Source organism: Streptomyces sp. P1-3 (assembly GCF_050613155.1).
GTDB lineage: Bacteria > Actinomycetota > Actinomycetes > Streptomycetales > Streptomycetaceae > Streptomyces.
This window is the reverse complement of sequence record NZ_CP192512.1, coordinates 5,917,782-5,940,559: the sequence shown is the minus strand read 5'-3', so window position 1 is coordinate 5,940,559 and position 22,778 is coordinate 5,917,782. Positions and strand designations below refer to the sequence as shown.

Below are 22,778 nucleotides of genomic sequence, written 5' to 3'. Positions count from 1 at the left end.
GGCACTCGATGACGGCTGGGGAGACAGCTTTGAAGACTACCTCTCCGCACTGACAGCGCCCGGGCACTCGGAGGTAGCCTCACCCGTTGTAGCGGGGGAACACCCGTCCCACGCACTCGTACCTCAGGAGGCCACGCGCGATGTCGGACCTGCACGTCCGCGAGAAGGACGCCGACCAGCGCGGAGAGGAGATCCTCTCCGTCTTCGACACCGCCTTCGGAGAGCTGCTCGCCGCCGATCCGGCGGCGTTCCGAGTGAAGTTCCGGAAGATGGCCGCCTCGGCCTTCGCCTTCTACCGGGGCACGGCCGGCCTGTTCTACTCCGACCTGGAGCGGGCCGGGGAGAACGACACCGGTCCCTACCTGGACGAGCGCACCAGCCGGGTGTGGATCCACGGTGATCTCCACGCGGAGAACTTCGGCACCTATATGGACGCCACGGGCCGCCTGATCTTCAACGTCAACGACTTCGACGAGGCGTACGTCGGGCCGTTCACCTGGGACCTCAAGCGGTTCGCCGCCTCCGTGGCGCTGATCGGCTACACCAAGGCGCTCAGCGACGAGAAGATCACCGAGCTGGTGCGGACGTACGCCGCCGCCTACCGCGAGCGCATCCACGCGCTGGCCGCCGGGGCCAAGCACGACGAGGTGCCGCCGTTCACCCTGGACACCGCCGACGGCGCACTGCTCGGCGCGCTGCACAGCGCCCGCTCCCTGACCCGCTTCGGGCTGCTGGAGACCATGACCGAGATCCGCGACCACGAACGGGTCTTCTCCTCCGGCGGCGGATCCATCGAGCTGGACGCCGCGACCCGCTACAAGGTCCTGGCCGCCTTCGACGGCTATCTGGAGACGCTTCCCGAGTCGAGCCTGACCCGGCCGGACTCCTACCGGGTCAAGGACGTCGTGGGCCGCCGCGGCATCGGCATAGGCAGCGCGGGCCTGCCCTCGTACAACATCCTTCTGGAGGGCAACAGCGACGCGTTGGAGAACGACGTCGTGATCTACATGAAGCGGGGGCAGACCCCGGCGGTCTCCCGGCACATCACCGACGAGCAGGTGCGTGCCTACTTCCAGCACGAGGGCCACCGCACGGTCATCTCGCAGCGCGCCCTCCAGGCGCACGCGGACCCGTGGCTGGGCTGGACCGAGCTGGACGGCCGGGGCCAGCTGGTCGCCGAGGTCTCGCCGTACGCGGTGGACCTGGACTGGTCCGACCTGGACGACCCCGCCGAGATCGCCGCGGTCGTCGCCGACCTGGGGCGGGCCACCGCCACGATGCACGCGGCCGCCGACGACACCAGCGGCCACTCGCTGGTGCCGTTCTCCACCGAGCGGGCGATCGACGCCGTCATCGCCGCCGACGAGGACGGCTTCGGCGATCTGCTGGTGGACTTCGCGCACTCCTACGGGGCGCGGGCGCGGGCCGACCACCAGCTCTTCGTGGACCTGTTCCGCAACGGCCGCATCCCGGGCCTGTGAGGGGCGTGCGGCCCAGCCTGTAGCCGCGGAGCCGGGGCGGGCGCCGCGCCGGATGCCGAATCTTGACGCGACGCCTACAGGTTCTCGTGGCACACTCTGCGCCGATGGACATCTCGGCGACTCACCTGCGGGCGGCACGCGCGGCGCTCTTCACCGCGCTGTGCATGACGCTGTCCGCCGCGTCGCACGTCCTGTTGTCCGGGATGCCGCTCCCGGTGACCGTCGTCGCGGGGATGTGCGCCGCCGTCTTCGTGATCGCCTACGCCCTGGCGGGCCGGGAACGCGGCTTCGGCCAGATCGCCGCGCTCCTGGTGCCGCTGGAGCTGGCCGCCGACACGGCCTTCACCACCGGCCAGCACACCTGTTACGGACCGACCGGCGGCCCGGTGACCGGGCCGCTGCGCTTCGTCGGCGTCGACCTCGCCTGCTCGGGCGGCAGCGTCGGCGGGCCGCTCGCCCATGTCTCCAGCCCCACGGCGGTACCCGGCGCGGTCATGGGTGTGTCGCCCTGGCTGCTCCTGGCCGCCCACGTCGTGATCGGCCTGCTCGCCGCCGCCTGGCTGCGGCGGGGCGAGGCGGCACTGGCCCGCCTGCTGGGCGCGATCGCCGCGTTCACGTTCCGGCCGCTGCTGGTGGCGGTGGCGGCGGTCTCCGCCGCCGTCGCACCCCGCCGTCCCGCCGTGGGCTTCATCCGGCGCCCCCGGACACCCCGCGCCCTCCCGCTCCTGGTGCACTCCGTCGTACGGCGAGGTCCGCCGTGCCCGGCTCCGGCCATCTGACGTATCCGGCCGGCCGAGTACAGCGTTAACCCCTCACCGAACCACTTTCCGACGGAGAAGAAGATCATGAGCAACCGGAACAGCCAGGCCAACAAGCAGGCCGCGCGGGAGCGGCTGCGCGCGGAGCGCGAGGCCCAGGCCAAGAAGGACAAGATGCGCCGCCAGCTGACGGTCGGCGCCTCCATCCTGGTGGTCCTCGCCGTCGCCGGCGGCATCGGCTTCGCGCTCAGCAACATGAACAGCGGCAGCAAGAACGTCAAGGTGAGCAACGCCGACTGGAAGGCCGACGCGAAGGCGAAGACCTTCGTCAAGCCCGCCAACACCAGCGGTGACAAGGGCACCACTGTCATCATCGGCGACAAGAACGCCAAGAACACGCTGCAGGTCTTCGAGGACATGCGCTGCCCGGTCTGCGCCCAGTTCGAGCAGGCGTCCGGCGAGGCCCTCCAGAAGGGCATCAAGGACGGCACGTACAAGGCGCAGTTCACGATGGGCGCCTTCCTGGACGACAACAAGCAGATCTCGGGCTCGGGTTCGAAGAACGCCCTGAGTGCGCTGGGCGCCGCTCTGGACGTCAGCCCGGACGCGTTCCTTGAGTACAAGGAGGCGCTCTTCTCCGCGGAGAACCACCCCGCGGAGGACGACGACCAGTACTCCGACGACGAGAAGCTGATCGACATCGCGCAGGACGTCAAGGCCCTCAAGGGCAACAAGGCCTTCGAGAAGGCGGTGAAGAACGGCACCTACGACAAGTGGGCGCTGGCCATGGGCGACGCCTTCAACGAGGTGAAGGACATCCGCGGCACCCCGAACTTCAAGGTCAACGGCAAGCTGATCAAGTTGGACAGCTTCGCCCCCGAGGCGTTCACCGCCGCGGTGGACAAGGAACTGAAGAAGTAGGTCATTCCGGCGCCGTTCGTGGCGCCTGGGCAACGGGCGGGCGAACTCTTGGGGTTCGCCCGCCCGTATGCCTGTTCACTTCCCTTACTTGCCAGTAAGGTCTGCGGCCGTGACCTCCCACGACTCCTCCAGACCGCGCATATCGCGCCGCAGTGCCGTCACGGCCGCCGCCGCTGCCGCAGCCGTACTGCCCCTCGCCACCGGCGCCGCCACCGCGCGCGCCGACGGCTCCGGCCCCGCGTTCGCGCACGGTGTCGCCTCCGGTGACCCGCTTCCCGACGGGATCCTGCTGTGGACCCGCGTCACCCCGGAGCCCGGCGCCGAGCCCGGGTCGGGGCGCGGTGCGCAGATCGATGTGTCGTGGGAGGTGGCCGAGGACCAGGCGTTCGGGCGGGTCGTAGCGCGCGGCACCGTGCGGGCGTCCGCCGCCTCGGACCACACCGTCAAGGCGGATGTGCGCGGACTGCGGCCCGCCACCGACTACTTCTTCCGCTTCACCGCGGGCGGGACGCAGTCGCCGGCGGGGCGCACCCGTACCGCACCGGCGCACGACGCGGCCGCGGCCGCCGTCCGGTTCGGTGTGGTCTCCTGCGCCAACTGGGAGGCCGGGTACTTCTCCGCCTACCGCCACCTGGCCGCGCGCCGCGACCTGGACGCCGTGCTGCACCTCGGCGACTACATCTACGAGTACGGCACGGGCGCGTACCCGAAGGCGAAGTACACCGTCCGGGCCCACTCCCCCGCTCACGAGATCACCACCCTCGCCGACTACCGCACCCGGCACGGCCACTACAAGACGGACGCCGACCTCCAGGCGCTGCACCAGGCGCACCCGGTCATCGCGATCTGGGACGACCACGAGTTCGCGAACGACGCCTGGGCGGGCGGCGCGGAGAACCACACGGACGGCGCCGAGGGCGACTGGGCCCGGCGAGTGGCCGCCGCCAAGCAGGCGTACTTCGAGTGGATGCCGGTGCGTCCCTCCATCGAGGGCACCACCTACCGGCGGCTGCGGTTCGGCTCGCTGGCCGACCTGCACCTGCTGGACCTGCGCTCCTTCCGCTCCGAGCAGGCGTCCGTAGGCAGCGGCGAGGTGGACGACCCGGACCGGACGATGACCGGGCGCGCCCAGCTCGATTGGCTGAAGGCGGGGCTGGCCGCGTCGGACGCCAAGTGGCGGCTGGTGGGGACCTCGGTGATGATCACGCCGGTCGCCTTCGGCTCCGTGCCCGCCCATCTACTCGGCCCGCTCGCCGAGTTGCTGGGGCTCCCCAAGGAAGGGCTGGCGATCAACGTCGACCAGTGGGACGGGTACACCGACGACCGGCGCGAGCTGCTCGCCCATCTCACCCAGCGGGGCATCGACAACACCGTCTTCCTCACGGGTGACATCCACATGGCGTGGGCCAACGACGTGCCGGTGAAGGCCGCCACGTACCCGCTGTCCGCGTCGGCCGCGACGGAGTTCGTGGTCACCTCGGTGACCTCGGACAACATCGACGACCTGCTGCACGTGGCGCCCGACACGCTCTCCAGCGTCGCGGAGGTCGCCATCAAGGCCGCCAACCGCCATGTGAAGTGGCTGGACATGGACGGGCACGGCTACGGCGTGCTCGATGTCACCGCCGAGCGGACGCAGATGGACTACTTCACGGTGTCGGACAAGACCGATCCCGATGCCGCCTCCGCCTGGGCGCGCTCGTACCGCACACGGTCGGGCACCCAGCGAGTGGAGCGCGTGGACCAGCCCGTGCGGTGACGGACGGACCGGCCCGCCCCGTGACGCGGGCGCGCTACAGGTCGGCGAGGAAGCCGAGCGCCACCTGCCAGGTGGCCTCGGCGGCCTCCTCGTCGTAGTCCGGCAGGTCCGGGTCGGTGAAGAGGTGCCCGGCGCCCGGGTAGCGGTAGACCTCCACGTCCGCCCCGGCGCGCCGCATCCGCAGATACCACGCGTTCAGCCAGTCGTGCGGCTCGAACGGGTCGGGGTCGGCGACATGCAGCTGGACCGGGAGGCCGTCGGTCTCCGCGTCCTCCGCGAGGTCCGAGGTGCCGTGCAGAAGCAGCAGACCGCGCGCCTTCTCATCGCCCAGCGCGAGGTTCTGCGCGATCGATCCGCCGAGCGAGAAGCCCGCGTACACCACACCGCGCTCGGACAGCGGGGCCGCGGCCATGATCGCCCGCTTCAGCAGCTCCTCCTGGCCGATCTCCTCCTTGATGGCCATGCCGTCCTCGACGGTGTCCGCCGTGCGCCCCTCGTAGAGGTCCGGCACATGCACCTCGTGCCCGGCGGCGCGCAGCCGGTCGGCCGCCGCGTGGACGGCCGGGCGCAGCCCGTAAGCGGAATGGAACAGAACGATCGTCGAGGTGTTCGCGGAGGCCGCCACAGCTGTCACTTCCTGTCGATGGGGCACGTGATCCCATCGTGCCAGCTACCTCTGACAGCCACTTCCCACCGGGCCGCGCGTCCTCCCACCGGACCGCGCGCCCCGGACCGCGCGCCCGTCAGAGCGTCCGGCGCATCGCCCGGTGCGGGATGCCGCTGCCCTCGTCGAACTCCGGTCCGTACGCCCTGTAGCCCAGCTTCTCGTAGAAGCCCAGCGCATGCGTCTGCGACTCCAGGTAGACCTCGGCGAGGCCGAGCCGCCGGGCTTCCGCCTCCACCGCCCGCACGAGCAGCGCCCCGAGCCCCGTACCGCGGGCCGCGCGGCCGACGGCGAGGCGGCCGAGGACGGCCGTGGTCCGGCCGTCGATGCCGGTGTGGCAGCCCGCCAGATCGCCGTCCCGCACGACCGAGATCTCGTACGGGGCGGCGCACTCGGACGGCACTACGCGCTCTCCGCCCGCACCCGGTCCAGCGCGCCTTGCAGGTCGTCGGGGTAAGCGCTCTCGAACTCCACCCAGCGGCCGTCGGCCGGGTGCTCGAAGCCGAGGCGCACCGCGTGCAGCCACTGGCGGGAGACCTTCAGCCGCTTGGCCAGGGTGGGGTCGGCGCCGTAGGTCAGGTCGCCCACACACGGGTGCCGGTGCGCCGCCATGTGCACGCGGATCTGGTGGGTACGGCCGGTCTCCAGCTTGATGTCGAGGAGGCTGGCGGCGCGGAACGCCTCCACGAGGTCGTAGTGCGTGACGCTGGGCTTGCCCTCCGCCGTGACCGCCCACTTGTAGTCGTGGGTGGGGTGGCGGCCGATCGGCGCGTCGATGGTGCCGCTCAGCGGGTCGGGGTGGCCCTGCACCAGCGCGTGGTAGCGCTTGTCGACCGTACGCTCCCGGAACTGCTGCTTGAGCAGCGTGTACGCGCGCTCCGATTTGGCGACGACCATCAGCCCCGAGGTGCCGACGTCCAGCCGGTGCACGATGCCCTGCCGCTCGGCGGCGCCGGAGGTGGAGACGCGGTAGCCCGCGGCGGCCAGTCCGCCGATCACGGTGGGGCCGGTCCAGCCCGGGCTGGGGTGCGCGGCGACCCCGACCGGCTTGACGATCACCACGATGTCGTCGTCGTCGTGCACGATCTCCATGCCCTCGACGGGCTCGGCGACGACCTGCACGGGCGGCGCGGCCTGCGGCATCTCGACCTCGAGCCAGGCGCCGCCGGTGACCCGGTCGGACTTTCCGGCGACACTGCCGTCGACCTGGACCTTTCCGGCAGCGGCGAGCTCGGCGGCCTTCGTCCGCGAGAAGCCGAACATACGGGCTATCGCGGCGTCGACGCGCTCGCCTTCGAGGCCCTCGGGCACGGGCAGGGTACGGATCTCGGGAATCGTGCTCACCCGTCGAGTATGCCGCAACGGGGAATCCGCCCGGACCTCCGTCCACAGGCGGCGGGCCCCGCGGACGGCGGCGGCGCCCCGTTCCCGCTCAGTCCCGGTGGACGGTTCCGTCGGGGTCGAGGCCGCGGAAGGACAGGATCACGATCAGGATGCCGCCGCAGACGATCGCCGAGTCGGCGAGGTTGAAGACCGCGAAGTGCGCGGGCGCGATGAAGTCCACGACCGCGCCCTGCAGGCCGCCGGGGGCGCGGAAGATGCGGTCGGTGAGGTTGCCCAGGGCGCCGCCGAGCAGCAGGCCCAGCGCGATGGCCCAGGGGACGCTGTACAGCTTGCGGGCGAGCCGCGCGATCACCACGATCACGGCGGTGGCGATCACCGTGAAGACGATGGTCATCGCCTCACCGAAGCCGAACGCCGCGCCCGGGTTGCGGATCACCTCGAACTGGAGCCACTCGCCGACCACCTTGACGGGCGCGTGGTGCTCCAGCTCCGCGACGACGAACAGCTTGCTGGTCAGGTCGAGCACGTAGGCGAAGGCGGCCACGGCGAGCAGCACCGCGATGCGCCGCCTGCCCCTGCTCGCGCCCGGGTCAGCGTCGCCCGGGACGGTCCGCTCGGCGGTGCCCGCCGCCCCGGCCTCGTCGGTCTTGTCCCTCTGCTCGGGGTCTGGCGTACCGATGGCCTGCTCCGCCTCTGTCACGTGAGTCCCTCAACGTCCGCGTCCGTGCCAGGCCGCCGCCTGGATGAGGACGAGGGTACGGCACACCCGTACGACTGGTCAGCGGCGCTCCTGGCGCTGCTTGCACTCCACACACAGGGTGGCGCGCGGGAACGCCTGCATGCGGGCCTTGCCGATGGGCTTGCCGCAGCTCTCGCAGAGCCCGTACGTGCCGGCGTCCAGCCGCGCCAGAGCGCGTTCCGTCTGCCGTAGCCGTTCGCGGGCACTGCCGGCCAGCGCCAGCTCGTGCTCACGCGTGATGTTCTTGGCGCCGGTGTCGGCCTGGTCGTCGCCCGCGCCGTCGCCCGAGTCGCGCATCAGCCCGGCGACCGCGGCCTCGGAGGCGCGGATCTCCCCGCGCAGCCGCTCGGCGTCCTGGTTCAGCTCGGCGCGGGCCTCGGCGACCTCCTCGGCCGACCAGGGCTCCTCGCCGGGGCGCACCGCGAGCGCGCCGGGCTCCGCGGCTCCGGCCCGGGCCGGGGGGACCGCGGTGCCGCGGTCCGTGCCCACCGACTCGTCCGGGGTCTTCTTCAGCGCCACTGTCCTGGCTCCCGTCTTCTTCGCGGGCACCGCCTTCTTGGCGGGTGCGGCCGTCTTGGCTGTGACCTTCTTGACTGTGGCCTTCTTGGCTGTGGTCTTGTTGGCCGCGGTCTTCCTCGCCGGGGCGGCCTTCTTCGCGGTCTTCGTCGCCGCCTTCTTCGCTGCCTTCTCCCCAGGAGCCCTCGCAACGGCCTTTGTCGCGGCCGTCTTCTCAGCAGCCTTCGCAGCGGTCTTCGCCGTGGCCTTCTTGGTGGTCTTCTTCGCGGCCTCCTCGGCCGACGCGGTCTTCTTAGCCACCATGGCCACGACCCCTTCACATATTGTGATCTTGCGCGCAAATCGTGCCGGAACGATAAAACGGCTCCGAGCACGCGGCAACGGGGCTCGCCGCCCGACTCGCCCGGCTTCCTCGTACGGGAAAGCGGTCTCATCCGTTGTGCCCCACTCCCAGCCCGGTAATCCGGTCGGCGGTCGGCGGCGGAAAAGCGGTCGGCCGCTGTCGGCACCGCCCCGTACACTGTGGGGACACCCCCTGCTCTGGGGGCACCTCCCGGCCGAAGGCTGGGGGAGAAGCCGAGAGCTTGGGGGAGCAGCGAAAGGCGTGGATGGGGACGCATAGCGTCGTACGCAGCCATGAGCGACCCGGGGACGGTGCGAGCCCGGGGGCGAGCGCGATGTGAAGGATCACCCCGGAGCCGCCGGAAGAACGTCTTGGGCAGTGGGCTCCGCCCACGGGCCGCCCAGGGCCAGTAGAACCGGCATCGCGACCCCAATGAGGGGGCCGAGAGCGTGGCTGCTCACGGTCAAGGAGGGTGGTACCGCGGGAGCGCGCAGCTCTCGTCCCTCCGACGGAACGACAAGCGACGTGTCCGCCGGAGGACGACCCCGATGAGTCCGCAGCCGCAGTACCGCCAGGTGCCCGCCCAGGTCGATTTGCCCGCCCTCGAGCACGCCGTGCTCGACTTCTGGCGCGAGAGCAAGCTCTTCGCCCGCAGCCTGGAGCAGTCCGAGGGACGGCCCGAGTGGGTCTTCTACGAGGGCCCGCCCACCGCCAACGGCATGCCGGGCGCCCACCACATCGAGGCGCGCGTCTTCAAGGACGTCTTCCCGCGCTTCCGCACCATGCAGGGCTACCACGTCGACCGCAAGGCCGGCTGGGACTGCCACGGCCTGCCGGTCGAGCTCGCGGTCGAGAAGGAGCTCGGCTTCAGCGGCAAGAAGGACATCGAGGCTTACGGCATCGCGGAGTTCAACGCGAAGTGCCGGGAGTCGGTGACCCGGCACACCGACGCGTTCGCCGAGCTCACCACCCGTATGGGCTACTGGGTGGATCTGGACAACGCGTACCGGACCATGAACCCCGAGTACATCGACTCCGTGTGGTGGTCGCTGAAGGAGATCTTCAACAAGGGGCTGCTGGTCCAGGACCACCGGGTCGCCCCATGGTGCCCGCGCTGCGGCACCGGCCTCTCCGACCACGAGCTGGCGCAGGGCTACGAGACCGTCGTGGACCCGTCGGTCTTCGTCCGCTTCCCGCTGACCTCCGGCCCGCTGGCGGGCGAGGCGGCGCTGCTGGTGTGGACGACGACCCCGTGGACGCTGGTGTCCAACACGGCCGTCGCCGCGCACCCGGACGTCACGTACGTGGTCGCCACCAACGGCGAGGAGAAGCTCGTCGTGGCCCAGCCGCTGCTGGAGAAGGCCCTCGGCGAGGGCTGGGAGGCCACGGGTCGGACCTTCACCGGCCGCGAGATGGAGCGCTGGACCTACCAGCGCCCGTTCTCCCTCGTCGCGATCGACGACGCCCACTTCGTGGTCAACGCGGAGTACGTGACGACCGAGGACGGCACCGGTCTGGTCCACCAGGCGCCCGCCTTCGGTGAGGACGACCTCAAGACCTGCCGCGCCTACGGCCTGCCGGTGGTCAACCCGGTCCGGCCCGACGGCACCTTCGAGGAGGACGTCGAGCTGGTAGGCGGCCAGTTCTTCAAGAAGGCGGACGAGGCGCTCACCGCCGACCTCGACGCCCGGGGGCTGCTCTTCCGGCACGTGGCGTACGAGCACAGCTACCCGCACTGCTGGCGCTGCCACACCGCGCTGCTCTACTACGCCCAGCCGTCCTGGTACGTCCGCACCACCGCGGTCAAGGACGCGCTGCTGCGCGAGAACGAGAAGACCAACTGGTTCCCGGAGTCGGTCAAGCACGGCCGGTTCGGTGACTGGCTGAGCAACAACATCGACTGGGCGCTGTCGCGCAACCGCTACTGGGGCACCCCGCTGCCGATCTGGCGCTGCGCGGACAACCACCTGACCTGCGTCGGCTCGCGCGCCGAGCTGACCGAGCTGACCGGCGCCGACCAGTCGGGGCTCGACCCGCACCGCCCGTTCATCGACGCGGTGACCTTCACCTGCACCGCCGAGGGCTGCTCGCTGGAGGCCGTGCGCGTCCCCGAGGTGATCGACGCCTGGTACGACTCGGGCTCGATGCCGTTCGCGCAGTGGGGCTACCCGTACCAGAACAAGGAGCTCTTCGAGAAGCGCTACCCGGCGCAGTTCATCTCGGAGGCCATCGACCAGACCCGCGGCTGGTTCTACACGCTGATGGCCGTCGGCACCCTGGTCTTCGACCGGTCGTCCTACGAGAACGTGGTCTGCCTGGGCCACATCCTCGCCGAGGACGGCCGGAAGATGTCCAAGCACCTGGGGAACATCCTCCAGCCGATCCCGCTCATGGACCAGCACGGCGCGGACGCGGTCCGCTGGTTCATGGCGGCCGGCGGCTCGCCGTGGGCGGCGCGCCGGGTCGGGCACGGCACGATCCAGGAGGTCGTCCGCAAGACGCTGCTGACCTACTGGAACACGGTGGCCTTCCAGGCGCTGTACGCGCGGACCTCCGGCTGGGCACCGAGCGCCGCCGACCCGGCCCCGGCCGACCGGCCGCTGCTCGACCGCTGGCTGCTCGGCGAGCTGCACACGCTGGTCGACCAGGTCACCAAGGCCATGGAGGCCTACGACACCCAGCGCGCGGGGAAGCTGCTGTCCGCCTTCGTGGACGACCTGTCGAACTGGTACGTCCGCCGTTCCCGCCGCCGCTTCTGGCAGGGCGACGCGGCGGCGCTGCGCACGCTGCACGAGTCCATCGAGACCGTGACCCGGCTGATGGCGCCGATCGTCCCGTTCATCACCGAGCGGGTCTGGCAGGACCTGGTCGCCCCGGTCGTCCCGGACGCGCCGGAGTCGGTGCACCTGTCGACCTGGCCGACCGTCGACGAGAAGCTGATCGACCCCGTGCTCTCGCAGCAGATGCTGCTGGTGCGCCGGCTGGTCGAGCTCGGCCGCGCGACCCGCGCCGAGTCCGGCGTGAAGACCCGGCAGCCGCTGTCGCGGGCGCTGGTGGCGGCGGCGGGCTTCGAGGCGCTCTCCGCCGAGCTGCACACGCAGATCACCGAGGAGCTCAACGTCTCCTCGTTGGCCTCGCTGAGCGAGGTCGGCGGCTCGCTCGTGGACACCACGGCGAAGGCCAACTTCCGCGCCTTGGGCAAGCGCTTCGGCAAGGGCGTCCAGGCGGTGGCCAAGGCGATCGCCGAGGCGGACGCCGCTGCCCTGTCGGTCGGGCTGCGCGAGGGCACGGCCTCGGTGGTGGTCGACGGTGAGACGGTCGGCCTCTCCCCGGAGGAGGTCATCATCACCGAGACTCCGCGCGAGGGCTGGTCGGTGGCCTCCGACGCGGGTGCGACGGTGGCCCTCGACCTGGAGATCACGCCGGAACTGCGGCGCGCGGGCGTGGCCCGCGACGCGATCCGGCTGATCCAGGAGGCCCGCAAGAACAGCGGCCTCGACGTCGCCGACCGGATCGCGCTGCGCTGGCGCGCGGCCGAAGCCGAGACGGAAGCGGCGCTGTCCGAGCACAGCGCGCTGATCGCGGACGAGGTGCTGGCGCTGGACCTGGCGGCGGGCGAGGCGGACGACTCCTACGGCGAGGAGTTCACCGACGAGGCGCTGGGCCTGGCCTTCCGCCTCCGCAAGGCGTAACCCGCCCACCCGCCCTTCTCCGACAGCGCCCGGTCGCCGTTCCCCGATGGGGGGCGGCAACCGGGCGCTTCGCGTCCCCGGCACCACTCCCGCCGGGGGCGCGGGGGACCCCCACCTTCCGGGCTGTAGCCGATATGTGGATCCGCCGTGTGGGGGGGGCTCGCCCCCGGGCACCTCGCCGGACTCTGGGGCGCTGGCCGCCAGGCAGCTGCTGCGGGCTGCGCCCCCGGGGCCGGGGGCGCCCGCACCCTCCTGGTTGGTTCGCCGACGGCGCGCACGACAACGGGCTGGGCCCCTGGGGAATCCCCAGGGGCCCAGCCCGTTTGATCATGACGGCTCAGCGCCGAGCGGCGCCGCGTCCAGCGATCAGTTGTCGTCCTCGTCGATCAGGAAGCCCCGCATCGGGCTCGGCGCCTGCTGCATCGGCTGCGGGCCCTGCGGCCGCACCGGCGCCATCGGCTGCGTCATCGCCGGGGACATCTGCTGCTGGCCGCCGTAGGACGGGCCGTTGCCGCCCTGCGTGTGGCCGCCCATGGACTGGTTGCCGCCCATCGTGTGGCCGCCCATGGGGCTCGCGCCCGCGGAGGCCATCGACGGGGACGGCGGCAGCGAGGCGGTCGCCGGGGTGCGCGGCGGGGCCAGCGAGTCGTCGGCCTGGTTCTCCAGCTGACGGAGCTGGCTCTCCAGGTAAGACTTCAGACGCGTGCGGTACTCGCGCTCGAAGCCGCGCAGGTCCTCGACCTTGCGCTCCAGCGTGGCGCGCGCGGACTCCAGCGAGCCCATCGCCACGCGGTGCTTCTCCTGCGCGTCCCGCTCCAGCGCGTCCGCCTTGGCGCGCGCGTCGCGCTCCAGGCCCTCGGCGCGGCTGCGGGCCTCACCGACGATCTTGTTGGCCTCGGAACGGGCCTCCGCGATCGCCTGGTCAGCGGTCTGCTGCGCGAGCGAGAGCACACGGGCGGCGCTGTCGCCGCCAGGACCCTGCTGCGGGAGCTGCGGACCGGGGCCACCGGGGCCGCCCATCGGACCGCCCTGGCCCATCGGGCCACCCTGTCCCATGGGGCCGTTCTGCCCCATAGGCCCACCCTGACCCATAGGACCGTTCTGTCCCATCGGGCCGGGGCCCATCGGACCGCCCATCGGGCCCGGACCGTGCGGTCCCTGCGGGCCGTGGCCGCCAGGACCGGCAGGCAGCTGAGGTGCACCACCCGGCAGCTGGGGCGGACCGCCCATCTGCTGCTGCTGCGGCGGCACCGGCTGCGGGCCCGATATGGCGGCGGGCACCGGGGCGCCCGGCCGCTCCTGTTGCTCAGGAGGTTTACGCATGCCTTGCTGCTGGTTCTGCGCGGCGGCCCGGGTCGCGGCAGCCAGCTTGGCCCGCAGATCCTCGTTCTCCCGCAGCAGCCGGGTCAGTTCGGCTTCGACCTCATCGAGGAAGGCATCGACCTCGTCCTCGTCATAGCCTTCTCGGAGGCGGACGGTCGTGAACTGCTTGTTCCGCACGTCCTCGGGGGTCAACGGCATCTCTTCTTCACCTCAACGTAGTCATCGGCAATCGGCAAGACCGCATCGTCCACGCCTACCTCGCATTACCCACGAAGTTGATCAGGACATAGACAATGATCATCAGCACGAAGAAGGACAGGTCGAGCGCCACGCCCCCGAGACGCAGCGGCGGGATGAACCGCCGCAGAAGCTTGAGTGGCGGATCGGTGACAGTGTAGGTGGCCTCAAGGACGACCACCATCGCCTTACCGGGTTGCCACGAGCGGGCGAACTGGAAGACGTAGTCCATGACCAACCGGAAGATGAGCACGATCAGGAAGCAGTACAGCGCGATGTAGATCACCTGAAGTGCGATGTCCATCCCGCGGGTCCCTCTCCCCTGTTCGTACCCGGCCTCGCGGCCGCTGTCTGACTCGGTGCTACCGGTGTTGCGTCTCAGCTCTGATTGAAGAACCCGCCCTCTGCGATACGGGCCTTGTCCTCCGCCGTGACATCGACGTTAGCAGGCGACAACAGGAACACCTTCTGAGTCACCCGTTCAATACTCCCGTGGAGGCCGAAGACGAGACCGGCGGCAAAGTCGACAAGTCGCTTCGCGTCGGTGTCGTCCATCTCCGTCAGATTCATGATCACCGGAGTGCCCTCACGGAAGTGTTCCCCGATGGTACGGGCCTCGTTGTAGGTCCGGGGGTGCAGTGTCGTGATGCGGTAAGGCTCCCGCTCGGACACAACTTTGGGCATGATCACCGGCGCGTTCTTCTCCAGGTTCTGGCGTTCAGGTGTGATGGACGCCACGGGGGCGATTCGGGCGGGTCGTCCGCTTTCCGCTACGAGCGGAGCGGGTTCGCGCTGTGCCGGCGGGTGGACGACTCGTACCGGTTCGCCCCTCTCCGGCCGGGGCTCGGGGGTGGTTTGATGCCGCCTGCGGTCCCGCTCGGGCTCCGGTTCGGGCTCGAACTCGTCGTCGGGGTCGAACCCCCGGCCGTCGTACCCATCGTCCTCCACGAGGCCGAGGTAGACCGCCATCTTGCGCATCGCGCCGGCCATTCTCTGCGTCCTCCGCTCTGTGGTGGATCGGCTCCGCCACCGGGTGCCGTGGATCCACGTGGCCTGCCCGCCTTGGCGGGAATTGACCATATTTTCTGCTGTGGTCCGACTTCTTGGCGACGTTACCGGAGCCGAGGTCGGACTCCGAGTACCGCCGTACCGACGCGCACATGTGTCGCTCCGGCCGCCACCGCGTCCTCAAGGTCCGTGCTCATTCCGGCGGAGACCATGGTGGCAGCAGGATGGACCGCGCGCAGGCTGGATGAGATTTCCATCAGCCGGTCGAACGCGGCCCCGGGTCTGTCCGCGTAAGGGCCGACGAGCGGCGCGACCGCCATCAGCCCTTGCAGACGCAGCCCTTGGGCCTCGGCGACGGCGTCGGCCAGCTCGGCCACGCCGTCCGGCGCGACACCGCCCCGTCCCGACCGTCCACCCGACTCGGCGTCGAACGCGACCTGGATGAGGCAGCCCAGCTCCCGGCCGCCCCGGACCGCCGCCGCGGACAGCGCGTCGACCAGTCGCTTCCGGTCGACGGACTGCACCACATCGGCATAACTCGCCACGGAACGTACCTTATTCGTCTGAAGTTGGCCGACAAAGTGCCAACTCAGCGGCAGATCCGCGCATTCGGCCGCTTTCGGGGCCGCGTCCTGGTCGCGATTTTCGGCCACGTGCCGCACGCCCAGATCCGCGAGCAGCCGGACGTCGCTCGCGGGATAGGTCTTGGTGACCACGATCAGGGTCACATCCTGCCGGGGGCGGCCGGCCGCGGCACAGGCGGCCGAGATCCGATCCTCCACCCGGGCCAGGTTGCCGGCCAGTTCGGTCTTGCGATCCGTCACAGCTCTGCGTCCAACCAGACATAGCTCGCGAGCCGCCCTGTCGTGCGGTCGCGCCGGTACGAGAAGTGATCTGCCGATTCCAGCGTGCAGATGTGAGAATGTCCACCGATTCCCACGCCAGAACGGGCAAGTTGGGCGGTAACCCCCGCGGCCACATCGACCGCCGCGGTTCCCCAGACGGTGCGCGACCACGCTTCCGGCACCACTTCGGCGACCGCGTCCCGCATCGCCTCCGGGACCTCGTAGCAGCGTCCGCAGACCGAGGGGCCGGTGCGCGCCAGGATCCGCCCCGGCTCGGCCCCCAGCGCCAGCATCGCCTCCACGGTCGCCGGAACCACCCCGGCGACCAGGCCGGGCCGTCCCGCGTGCGCGGCCCCGACGACGCCGGCGACCGGGTCGGCCAGCAGCACCGGTGTGCAGTCGGCGGTGAGGACGGCGAGCGCGAGCCCGCGGCGCGTCGTCACCACCGCGTCCACCGCGGGCACCTCGTCGCCGGCCCAGGGGCCGTCGACCACCGCGACGTCCCGGCCGTGGACCTGGTTCATCCAGACGACGGCGCCGGGTTCGAGGCCGAGTGCCCGGGCGGCCCGCTCGCGGTTGGTCCGGACGGCCGCCGGGTCGTCGCCGACCGCGCCGCCGAGGTTGAGCGTGTCATACGGAGCGGCGCTCACCCCGCCCCACCGGTCGGTGAAGGCGAAGTGCGCGCCGCTCGCGTCGTGCTGTTGTCCTATCACTTCCGGCGGGGCTTACTTCAGGAAGTCCGGAACGTCCAGCTCCTCGGCCGTGCTGTCCTGGTACGGACGGGCCGGCGGGACCTGCGGTGAGCTCACCGGGGGCGGCGGGACCTCCGCGACCGCGGCGGGCTCGGGGTTCGGCTCCTCATCCCGCTGGGTGACGCTGCCCAGTCCGCCGAAGGACGGACGGCTGGGCTCGGCGGGAACGGACGCGCGCCCGGCGGTGCCGGCGGAGTCGTCCCGGCTGCTGTACGCACCCAGCACCTTGTCGCGGTTCTCGCGGTTCTTCGCCGGCGGCTGGCCGCCGTCGAAGCCCGCCGCGATGACCGTGACCCGGACCTCGTCGCCGAGCGCGTCGTCGATCACGGCGCCGAAGATGATGTTCGCCTCGGGGTGGGCGGCCTCGCTGACCAGCTGGGCGGCCTCGTTGATCTCGAACAGGCCGAGGTCGGAGCCGCCGGAGATGGACAGCAGCACGCCGCGGGCGCCGTCGATGGATGCCTCCAGCAGCGGCGAGGAGATCGCCATCTCTGCCGCGGCCACCGCGCGGTCGTCGCCGCGCGCCGAGCCGATGCCCATGAGCGCCGAGCCCGCCTCGGACATCACGGACTTGACGTCCGCGAAGTCCAGGTTGATCAGGCCCGGGGTGGTGATCAGGTCGGTGATGCCCTGGACACCCGAGAGCAGCACCTGGTCCGCGGACTTGAACGCGTCGAGCACGCTGACCTGGCGGTCCGAGATCGACAGCAGTCGGTCGTTCGGGATCACGATGAGGGTGTCGACCTCGTCGCGCAGCTGCGCGATGCCGTCCTCCGCCTGGTTCGCCCGGCGGCGCCCCTCGAAGGTGAACGGGCGGGTGACCACACCGATCGTCAGGGCGCCCAGCGAGCGGGCGATGTTGGCGACGACGGGCGCGCCGCCCGTGCCGGTGCCGCCGCCCTCGCCCGCGGTGACGAAGACCATGTCGGCCCCCTTGAGGACCTCTTCGATCTCCTCGCGGTGGTCCTCGGCGGCCTTGCGGCCGACATCGGGGTTGGCGCCGGCGCCGAGGCCGCGGGTGAGCTCCCGGCCTACGTCGAGCTTGACGTCGGCGTCGCTCATCAGCAGGGCCTGCGCATCGGTGTTGATCGCGATGAACTCGACGCCCTTGAGCCCGACCTCGATCATCCGGTTGATGGCGTTCACGCCACCGCCGCCGATGCCGACGACCTTGATGACTGCGAGGTAGTTCTGCGGTGCTGCCACGTCGAAGGCCTCTCGCCTCGATTTACGTGTCGCCACCCCGCAGTTGCTGCGGTGCGCCGACGGATGCCGAATGGGGTGGTCCTCTTGGCCGACCCCAACCCTAACGGTGAAGTTTAGGGTTACTAGTGCCGCTGTCCTCTGGGTTCTTCGGAACAGGACACTAAGTCGACAAGTGGTGCGTGTTCAATGAACACGCCGAACCTCCCGTTTTTCTTTTCACCCTATGTGATCACCCCTGAGGGTAGCCAACCAGGGTGCCGGACCTGGCCCGATGTCCGATACGACTACGTCAACTGACCGGACACCGCCGGGGCACCGGGCGCACTGACGTCGAAGTGCGCCGCGTCGGGCACCGCTTTCAGCAGTGCGGTGAGCGCGGCCGCCTTCTGCTCGCCCCGTTCGCCGCTGCCCCACATCACCGTACGGCCACCCGTCAACTCCACCGTAATGGAATCGAAGGAGCGGACGCGGATGGCGCGAGTGTCGCGGTGGACCGGCGCGGGAAGAGCCGCCGCGACCCGGGCGCCTTCGCGGCGCAGCCGGTCGGCGCCGAAACGGCGGGAACTCGGCGATGGGGCAATGTCCATTTCGAGCAGGGGAACCCCTTTCGGGGCGTGCCCGACCGTGGCGAACCGCACGCCGTCCGCGTCCACTTCGACGAACTTTCCGTTCGTTCGCAGCGCCACTTCAGGCTTCCGCTCGACCACTTCGAGACTGATGGTGTGCGGCCATGAACGGGAGGCGCGCACATCGGCGATCCTCGGCAGCCGCGCGCGCAATCTGCGTTCGATGGCGTCGGTGTCCACCGAGATCAGCGGGGAGTCCAGCGGTACGGCCGCGGCCTTCTCGACCTCACCGGCTGTCAGGACTTCGGTGCCGCGCACATTCACCCGCTCGGCCCGCAGCCAGCTCGAACCGTAGAGCACCCACGTACCGGCCCCACCGACCAGCACGGCGGCCACCAGGGTCAGCAGCACGGTGCGGCGGCCGGGGAGGCGGAACCGGAGCCTCGGTACCCGTCGGGGCGGGCGGGACGGCGCCGTCTTTCGGGCACCGCGCTGGGCGGTCGTCGGTCCGGCCACGCTCCGCGTCTCCTTCCGGCGGCACCGCCCCGGGGGACACCCCCGGGGCGGAACACAGCGTCAATACGCGGCTTCCGCCGCGCGGCATCCGTGGCGGCGCGCCTGCCCGCTCACCCCTGGCGGCGTGCGGCGATCGCCTCGTACACCATGCCGACGAGCAGTTCGTCGGCGTCCCGGCGGCCGAATTCGGCGGCGCGCCGCGACATCTCGTACAGCCGGTGCGGGTCGGAGAGCACCGGGAGCACATTGCCCTGGACCCACTCGGGCGTGAGCTCGGCGTCGTCGACCAGCAGGCCACCGCCGGCCTTCACCACCGGCTGGGCGTTGAGCCGCTGCTCTCCGTTGCCGATCGGCAGCGGAACGTAGGCGGCCGGCAGTCCGACGGCGGAGAGTTCGGCGACGGTCATCGCGCCCGCGCGGCAGAGCATCATGTCCGCCGCGGCGTACGCGAGGTCCATACGGTCCACGTACGATACCGGGATATACGGCGGCATTCCGGGCATGTTGTCCGCGCGCGGCAGTTCGTTCTTCGGGCCGACCGCGTGCAGGATCTGGATCCCGGCGCGCTGCAGGAACGGGGCGACCGTCTGGACCACCTCGTTCAGCCTGCGCGCGCCCTGCGAGCCGCCGGAGACCAGCAGCGTCGGCAGGTTGGGGTCGAGCCCGAAGGCCGCGCGCGCCTCCGGCCGGACCGCCGCCCGGTCGAGCGTGGCGATGGAGCGGCGCAGCGGGATGCCGATGTACCGCGCGTTGCGCAGCTTGCTGTCCGGCGTGCTGACCGCCACGAACTTCGCGTAACGGGAGCCGATCTTGTTGGCCAGGCCGGGCCGGGCGTTGGCCTCGTGCACGATGATCGGCACCCCGAGCCGCTTGGCGGCCAGATAGCCGGGCAGCGCGACATAGCCGCCGAACCCGACGACGCAGTCCGCCTTGGTGCGCTCCAGGATCTGCTCGGCGGCCTTGATCGTGCCGCGCAGCCGCCCGGGGACGGTGATCAGCTCGGGCGTGGGTTTACGGGGCAGCGGTACGGCCGGGATGAGTCCGAGCTCGTAGCCCCGCTCGGGTACGAGCCGCGTCTCGAGCCCCCGCTCCGTGCCGAGCGCCGTGATCCCCATGGTCGGGTCCTGCCTGCGCAGGGCGTCCGCGAGGGCGAGCGCGGGCTCGATGTGGCCGGCGGTCCCCCCACCGGCGAGTACGACATGCACCGAAATTCACCGCTCTCCGGACGGCAGCTTCTTGACGCGCCGTCTCATCGTCTTCCATCTCACCCCAGCCCGCTTCCTGCCGAAGACAGGCTGCCGCATGGCCAACGCCGCTCGGGCACCGGGCTCCGCACGCGCGAAGGCGATGAGCAGACCGATGGCGAACATGGTCGGCAGCAGGGCGGACCCTCCGTAGGAGAACAGCGGGAGCGGGACCCCGGCGATCGGCAGCAGACCGAGCACCGCACCGATATTGACCACGGCCTGCGCCGTGACCCAGGTGGTCACACCTCCCGCGGCGTACCTCACGAAGGGGTCCTCCGTGCGTCCGGCCACGCGGATACCCGCATAGCCTAGAGCCGCGAAGAGGGCGAGCACCGACAGTGTCCCCGCCAGGCCGAGTTCCTCCCCGGTAATGGCGAAGATGAAGTCGGTGTGTGGTTCAGGGAGTTCGCCCCATTTTTCCATGCTCGCGCCCAGTCCGGAACCGAACCATCCGCCATTGGCCAAAGCGTAGATCCCGTGCACGGCCTGCCAGCACTGATCATTGGGCCCCGGATCGGTGGCACCGATGCAGGCCAGCCTCGACATCCGGTTGGCGCTGGACTTGATCAGCAGGATCCCGATGGCCGCGGCGACGGAGAGGACGCCGACGAAGAGCCGGGTGGGCGCGCCCGCCAGCCACAGCACCCCGAACAGGATCGCGGTGACGATGATCGCCGTGCCCATGTCACCGCCCATCATGATCAGGCAGATCAGCACGCCGGCGGCGGGCACCAGCGGGACCAGCAGGTGCTTCCACTGGGTCAGCAGCCGCTTGTCCCTCTTGCGCGCCAGCAGGTCGGCGCCCCACAGCACCAGCGCCAGCTTCCCGAACTCGCTCGGCTGGAGCAGGAACGGCCCGCCGAAGGAGATCCAGTTCTGGTTGCCGTTGACCGCGACCCCTATCCCCGGCACCTGGACCATGCACATCAGGAAGACGGAGACGGCCAGCAGCGGATAGGCGAGGGCGCGGTGCAGCTTGATGGGCGTACGGGCCGCCAGCAGCATCAGGACGCCGCCGAGTGCGGCCGCGAAGAGCTGCTTGCGGAAGAAGTACGAAGGCGCCAGACCGGACTGCAGCGCCTTGATCTGGGAGGCCGAGTAGACCATCACCAGGCCGAGCACGATGATCAGCAGACTGGCGCCCAGGATCACGTAGTAGGCGGTGAGCGGCCGGTCCCACGCGCGCCTGGCACGGGTGTGCAGCGTCCGCAGGCCCCCGAGCGCGGTGCCCCTCGGGGGCCCGGACGACCCCGCTGCGGGGCGGCCGCGGGCGGGCCCCGCGGGCCCGGCGGTCACACGCTTCCGCGGCCGCGTGGCGGGCCGGTCAGCGGTCATGTCACATCCCTCCGTAGCTCCCCGCGCGAGCGGCCCTCGCGGGGGGACCGGCGGGTCAATGCTCGTTCGAACGCTGCGAAACCTGGGCGGAGCCTTCGGAGCCGGAGGCCAGCTCGCGCACGGCTGCGGCGAAGGCGTCGCCCCGCGCGTTGTAGTTGACGAACATGTCCATCGACGCGCAGGCCGGGGCCATGAGGACCGTGTCCCCCGGCCTGGCGAGCCGCGCCGCTTCCCGGACCGCCGCCGCCATCGCCCCAGTGTCCGTCCGGTCGAGGTCCACGACCGGGACATCCGGGGCGTGTCGCCGAAGCGCTTCGGCGATCAGGGCGCGGTCGGCGCCGATGAGCACGGCGCCGCGCAGCCGCTTCGCGGAGGCGACGACGAGGTCGTCGAAGGTCGCGCCCTTGGCCAGACCGCCGGCGATCCACACGATCGGCTCGTAGGCCGCCAACGACGCCTGGGCGGCGTGGGTGTTGGTGGCCTTGGAATCGTCCACATAGCGGACGCCGTCGACGTCGGCGACGTGCGCGATGCGGTGCGCGTCCGGCCGGAAGGCGCGCAGGCCGTCCCGTACGGCCGCGGGCTCCACCCCGAAGGCGCGCGCCAGAGCGGCGGCGGCGAGGGCGTTGGCGATGTTGTGCGGGGCGGCCGGGGTGACGTCGGAGACCTCGGCCAGCTCCTGCGCCTGCTTGTGCCGGTTCGGCACGAAGGCGCGGTCGACGAGGATGCCGTCGACGATGCCGAGTTGGGACGGGCCGGGGGTGCCGAGGGTGAAGCCGATGGCCCGGCAGCCCTCCTCGACGTCGGCCTCGCGCACCAGGTCCTCGGTGGCCGGGTCGGCGGCGTTGTACACGCAGGCGACCTGGTTGCCCTCGTAGATACGGCCCTTGTCGGCGGCGTAGGCGGCCATGGAGCCGTGCCAGTCCAGGTGGTCCGGCGCGAGGTTGAGGACGGCGGCGGAGTGCGCGCGGACCGAGGGCGCCCAGTGCAGCTGGTAGCTGGACAGCTCCACCGCGAGCACGTCGTAGGGCTCGTCGCCCAGGACGACGTCCAGCAGCGAGACGCCGATGTTGCCGACGGCGGCGGTGCGCAGCCCGGCGGCCCTCAGGATGGACGCCAGCATCTGGACGGTGGTCGTCTTGCCGTTGGTGCCGGTGACCGCGAGCCAGGGCGCCGCCTTGTCCGGGTCGCGCAGCTGCCAGGCCAGCTCGACGTCGCCCCAGACCGGGACGCCGGCGGCGGCCGCCGCCTGGAACAGCGGCTTGTCCGGCTTCCAGCCCGGCGCGGTGACGATCAGCTCGGTGCCCTCGGGGAGCGTGTCGCCGTCGCCCAGGCGCACGGTGACGCCCAGTGCCGCGAGGTCCGCCGCCTGGGCCCGCGCACGCTCGTCGTCGCCGTCGTTGACGACCGTGACCTCGGCGCCGAGGTCCCGCAGCACACGTGCCGCGGGGACCCCGGAGACGCCGAGACCGGCGACGGTGACGTGCTTGCCCGTGAAGTCCTGCCGTGTCACTTGGAGTCCCGCG

20 protein-coding genes are annotated in these 22,778 nt (G+C 71.1%); 5 read left to right on the top strand and 15 right to left on the bottom strand.

Annotation, left to right across the window (positions count from 1 at the left end; genetic code table 11):
• Nucleotides 1–140: 140 nt before the first annotated feature.
• The 4 genes from ACQUSR_RS25335 to ACQUSR_RS25320 all read left to right on the top strand — a co-directional run bounded on the left by ACQUSR_RS25335 (nt 141) and on the right by ACQUSR_RS25320 (nt 4,919).
• Entirely contained in the window at nt 141–1,481 is a 1,341-nt protein-coding gene (locus tag ACQUSR_RS25335; protein ID WP_431044913.1) for a DUF2252 domain-containing protein, read from the top strand.
• Between the two features lie 104 nt (nt 1,482–1,585).
• Nucleotides 1,586–2,260, top strand: a complete 675-nt coding sequence (locus ACQUSR_RS25330; RefSeq protein ID WP_431044912.1) for a hypothetical protein — start codon at nt 1,586–1,588, stop codon at nt 2,258–2,260.
• Nucleotides 2,261–2,326: 66 nt separating this feature from the next.
• The gene (locus ACQUSR_RS25325) at nt 2,327–3,160 is read left to right on the top strand and encodes a thioredoxin domain-containing protein (RefSeq protein ID WP_431044911.1); all 834 of its coding nucleotides are present in this window, start codon (nt 2,327–2,329) and stop codon (nt 3,158–3,160) included.
• Nucleotides 3,161–3,227: 67 nt separating this feature from the next.
• Nucleotides 3,228–4,919, top strand: coding sequence for an alkaline phosphatase D family protein (locus tag ACQUSR_RS25320; RefSeq protein ID WP_431044910.1), 1,692 nt, complete (start codon nt 3,228–3,230; stop codon nt 4,917–4,919).
• Nucleotides 4,920–4,953: 34 nt separating this feature from the next.
• Here ACQUSR_RS25320 and ACQUSR_RS25315 read toward each other — a convergent pair whose 3' ends face one another.
• From ACQUSR_RS25315 to ACQUSR_RS25295, 5 genes are all read right to left on the bottom strand, one after another.
• A complete protein-coding gene (locus tag ACQUSR_RS25315) occupies nt 4,954–5,544 on the bottom strand; it encodes a dienelactone hydrolase family protein (RefSeq protein WP_431047831.1) in 591 nt (196 codons plus the stop codon).
• A 118-nt stretch (nt 5,545–5,662) separates the two neighbouring features.
• Nucleotides 5,663–6,061 carry a GNAT family N-acetyltransferase gene (locus tag ACQUSR_RS25310; RefSeq protein ID WP_431047829.1) on the bottom strand — a complete coding sequence of 133 codons (399 nt, stop codon included), beginning with the start codon at nt 6,059–6,061 and terminating at the stop codon, nt 5,663–5,665.
• Nucleotides 5,986–6,927: an RluA family pseudouridine synthase gene (locus tag ACQUSR_RS25305; RefSeq protein ID WP_431044909.1), complete on the bottom strand. Its 942-nt coding sequence runs from the start codon at nt 6,925–6,927 to the stop codon at nt 5,986–5,988. Before ACQUSR_RS25305 ends, ACQUSR_RS25310 begins: the two co-directional genes overlap by 76 nt.
• Before the next feature lie 88 nt (nt 6,928–7,015).
• The gene (lspA, locus tag ACQUSR_RS25300) at nt 7,016–7,627 is read right to left on the bottom strand and encodes a signal peptidase II (RefSeq protein WP_431044908.1); all 612 of its coding nucleotides are present in this window, start codon (nt 7,625–7,627) and stop codon (nt 7,016–7,018) included.
• 78 nt (nt 7,628–7,705) lie between these two features.
• Entirely contained in the window at nt 7,706–8,485 is a 780-nt protein-coding gene (locus tag ACQUSR_RS25295) for a TraR/DksA family transcriptional regulator (protein WP_431044907.1), read from the bottom strand.
• A 588-nt stretch (nt 8,486–9,073) separates the two neighbouring features.
• Here ACQUSR_RS25295 and ileS point away from each other — a divergent pair.
• The gene (gene ileS, locus ACQUSR_RS25290; protein ID WP_431044906.1) at nt 9,074–12,217 is read left to right on the top strand and encodes an isoleucine--tRNA ligase; all 3,144 of its coding nucleotides are present in this window, start codon (nt 9,074–9,076) and stop codon (nt 12,215–12,217) included.
• Nucleotides 12,218–12,583: 366 nt separating this feature from the next.
• Here ileS and ACQUSR_RS25285 read toward each other — a convergent pair whose 3' ends face one another.
• From ACQUSR_RS25285 to murD, 10 genes are all read right to left on the bottom strand, one after another.
• Nucleotides 12,584–13,738 carry a DivIVA domain-containing protein gene (locus tag ACQUSR_RS25285; RefSeq protein WP_304461217.1) on the bottom strand — a complete coding sequence of 385 codons (1,155 nt, stop codon included), beginning with the start codon at nt 13,736–13,738 and terminating at the stop codon, nt 12,584–12,586.
• A 55-nt stretch (nt 13,739–13,793) separates the two neighbouring features.
• Nucleotides 13,794–14,081, bottom strand: coding sequence for a YggT family protein (locus tag ACQUSR_RS25280; RefSeq protein WP_431044905.1), 288 nt, complete (start codon nt 14,079–14,081; stop codon nt 13,794–13,796).
• 74 nt (nt 14,082–14,155) lie between these two features.
• Nucleotides 14,156–14,767: a cell division protein SepF gene (locus tag ACQUSR_RS25275; protein WP_431044904.1), complete on the bottom strand. Its 612-nt coding sequence runs from the start codon at nt 14,765–14,767 to the stop codon at nt 14,156–14,158.
• 122 nt (nt 14,768–14,889) lie between these two features.
• The gene (locus ACQUSR_RS25270; RefSeq protein ID WP_431044903.1) at nt 14,890–15,609 is read right to left on the bottom strand and encodes a YggS family pyridoxal phosphate-dependent enzyme; all 720 of its coding nucleotides are present in this window, start codon (nt 15,607–15,609) and stop codon (nt 14,890–14,892) included.
• The gene (pgeF, locus tag ACQUSR_RS25265; RefSeq protein WP_431044902.1) at nt 15,606–16,343 is read right to left on the bottom strand and encodes a peptidoglycan editing factor PgeF; all 738 of its coding nucleotides are present in this window, start codon (nt 16,341–16,343) and stop codon (nt 15,606–15,608) included. Before pgeF ends, ACQUSR_RS25270 begins: the two co-directional genes overlap by 4 nt.
• A gap of 12 nt (nt 16,344–16,355) precedes the next feature.
• Nucleotides 16,356–17,588 carry a cell division protein FtsZ gene (gene ftsZ / locus ACQUSR_RS25260; RefSeq protein WP_431044901.1) on the bottom strand — a complete coding sequence of 411 codons (1,233 nt, stop codon included), beginning with the start codon at nt 17,586–17,588 and terminating at the stop codon, nt 16,356–16,358.
• A 284-nt stretch (nt 17,589–17,872) separates the two neighbouring features.
• Entirely contained in the window at nt 17,873–18,670 is a 798-nt protein-coding gene (locus ACQUSR_RS25255; RefSeq protein WP_431044900.1) for a cell division protein FtsQ/DivIB, read from the bottom strand.
• 110 nt (nt 18,671–18,780) lie between these two features.
• The gene (gene murG, locus ACQUSR_RS25250) at nt 18,781–19,875 is read right to left on the bottom strand and encodes an undecaprenyldiphospho-muramoylpentapeptide beta-N-acetylglucosaminyltransferase (protein ID WP_431044899.1); all 1,095 of its coding nucleotides are present in this window, start codon (nt 19,873–19,875) and stop codon (nt 18,781–18,783) included.
• A 6-nt stretch (nt 19,876–19,881) separates the two neighbouring features.
• Complete coding sequence (ftsW, locus tag ACQUSR_RS25245; RefSeq protein ID WP_431044898.1) at nt 19,882–21,252, bottom strand: putative lipid II flippase FtsW; 1,371 nt, start codon at nt 21,250–21,252, stop codon at nt 19,882–19,884.
• 55 nt (nt 21,253–21,307) lie between these two features.
• Nucleotides 21,308–22,765 (bottom strand): UDP-N-acetylmuramoyl-L-alanine--D-glutamate ligase, encoded by a 1,458-nt coding sequence (gene murD / locus ACQUSR_RS25240; RefSeq protein WP_431044897.1) that lies wholly within the window; start codon nt 22,763–22,765, stop codon nt 21,308–21,310.
• Nucleotides 22,766–22,778 lie beyond the last annotated feature (13 nt).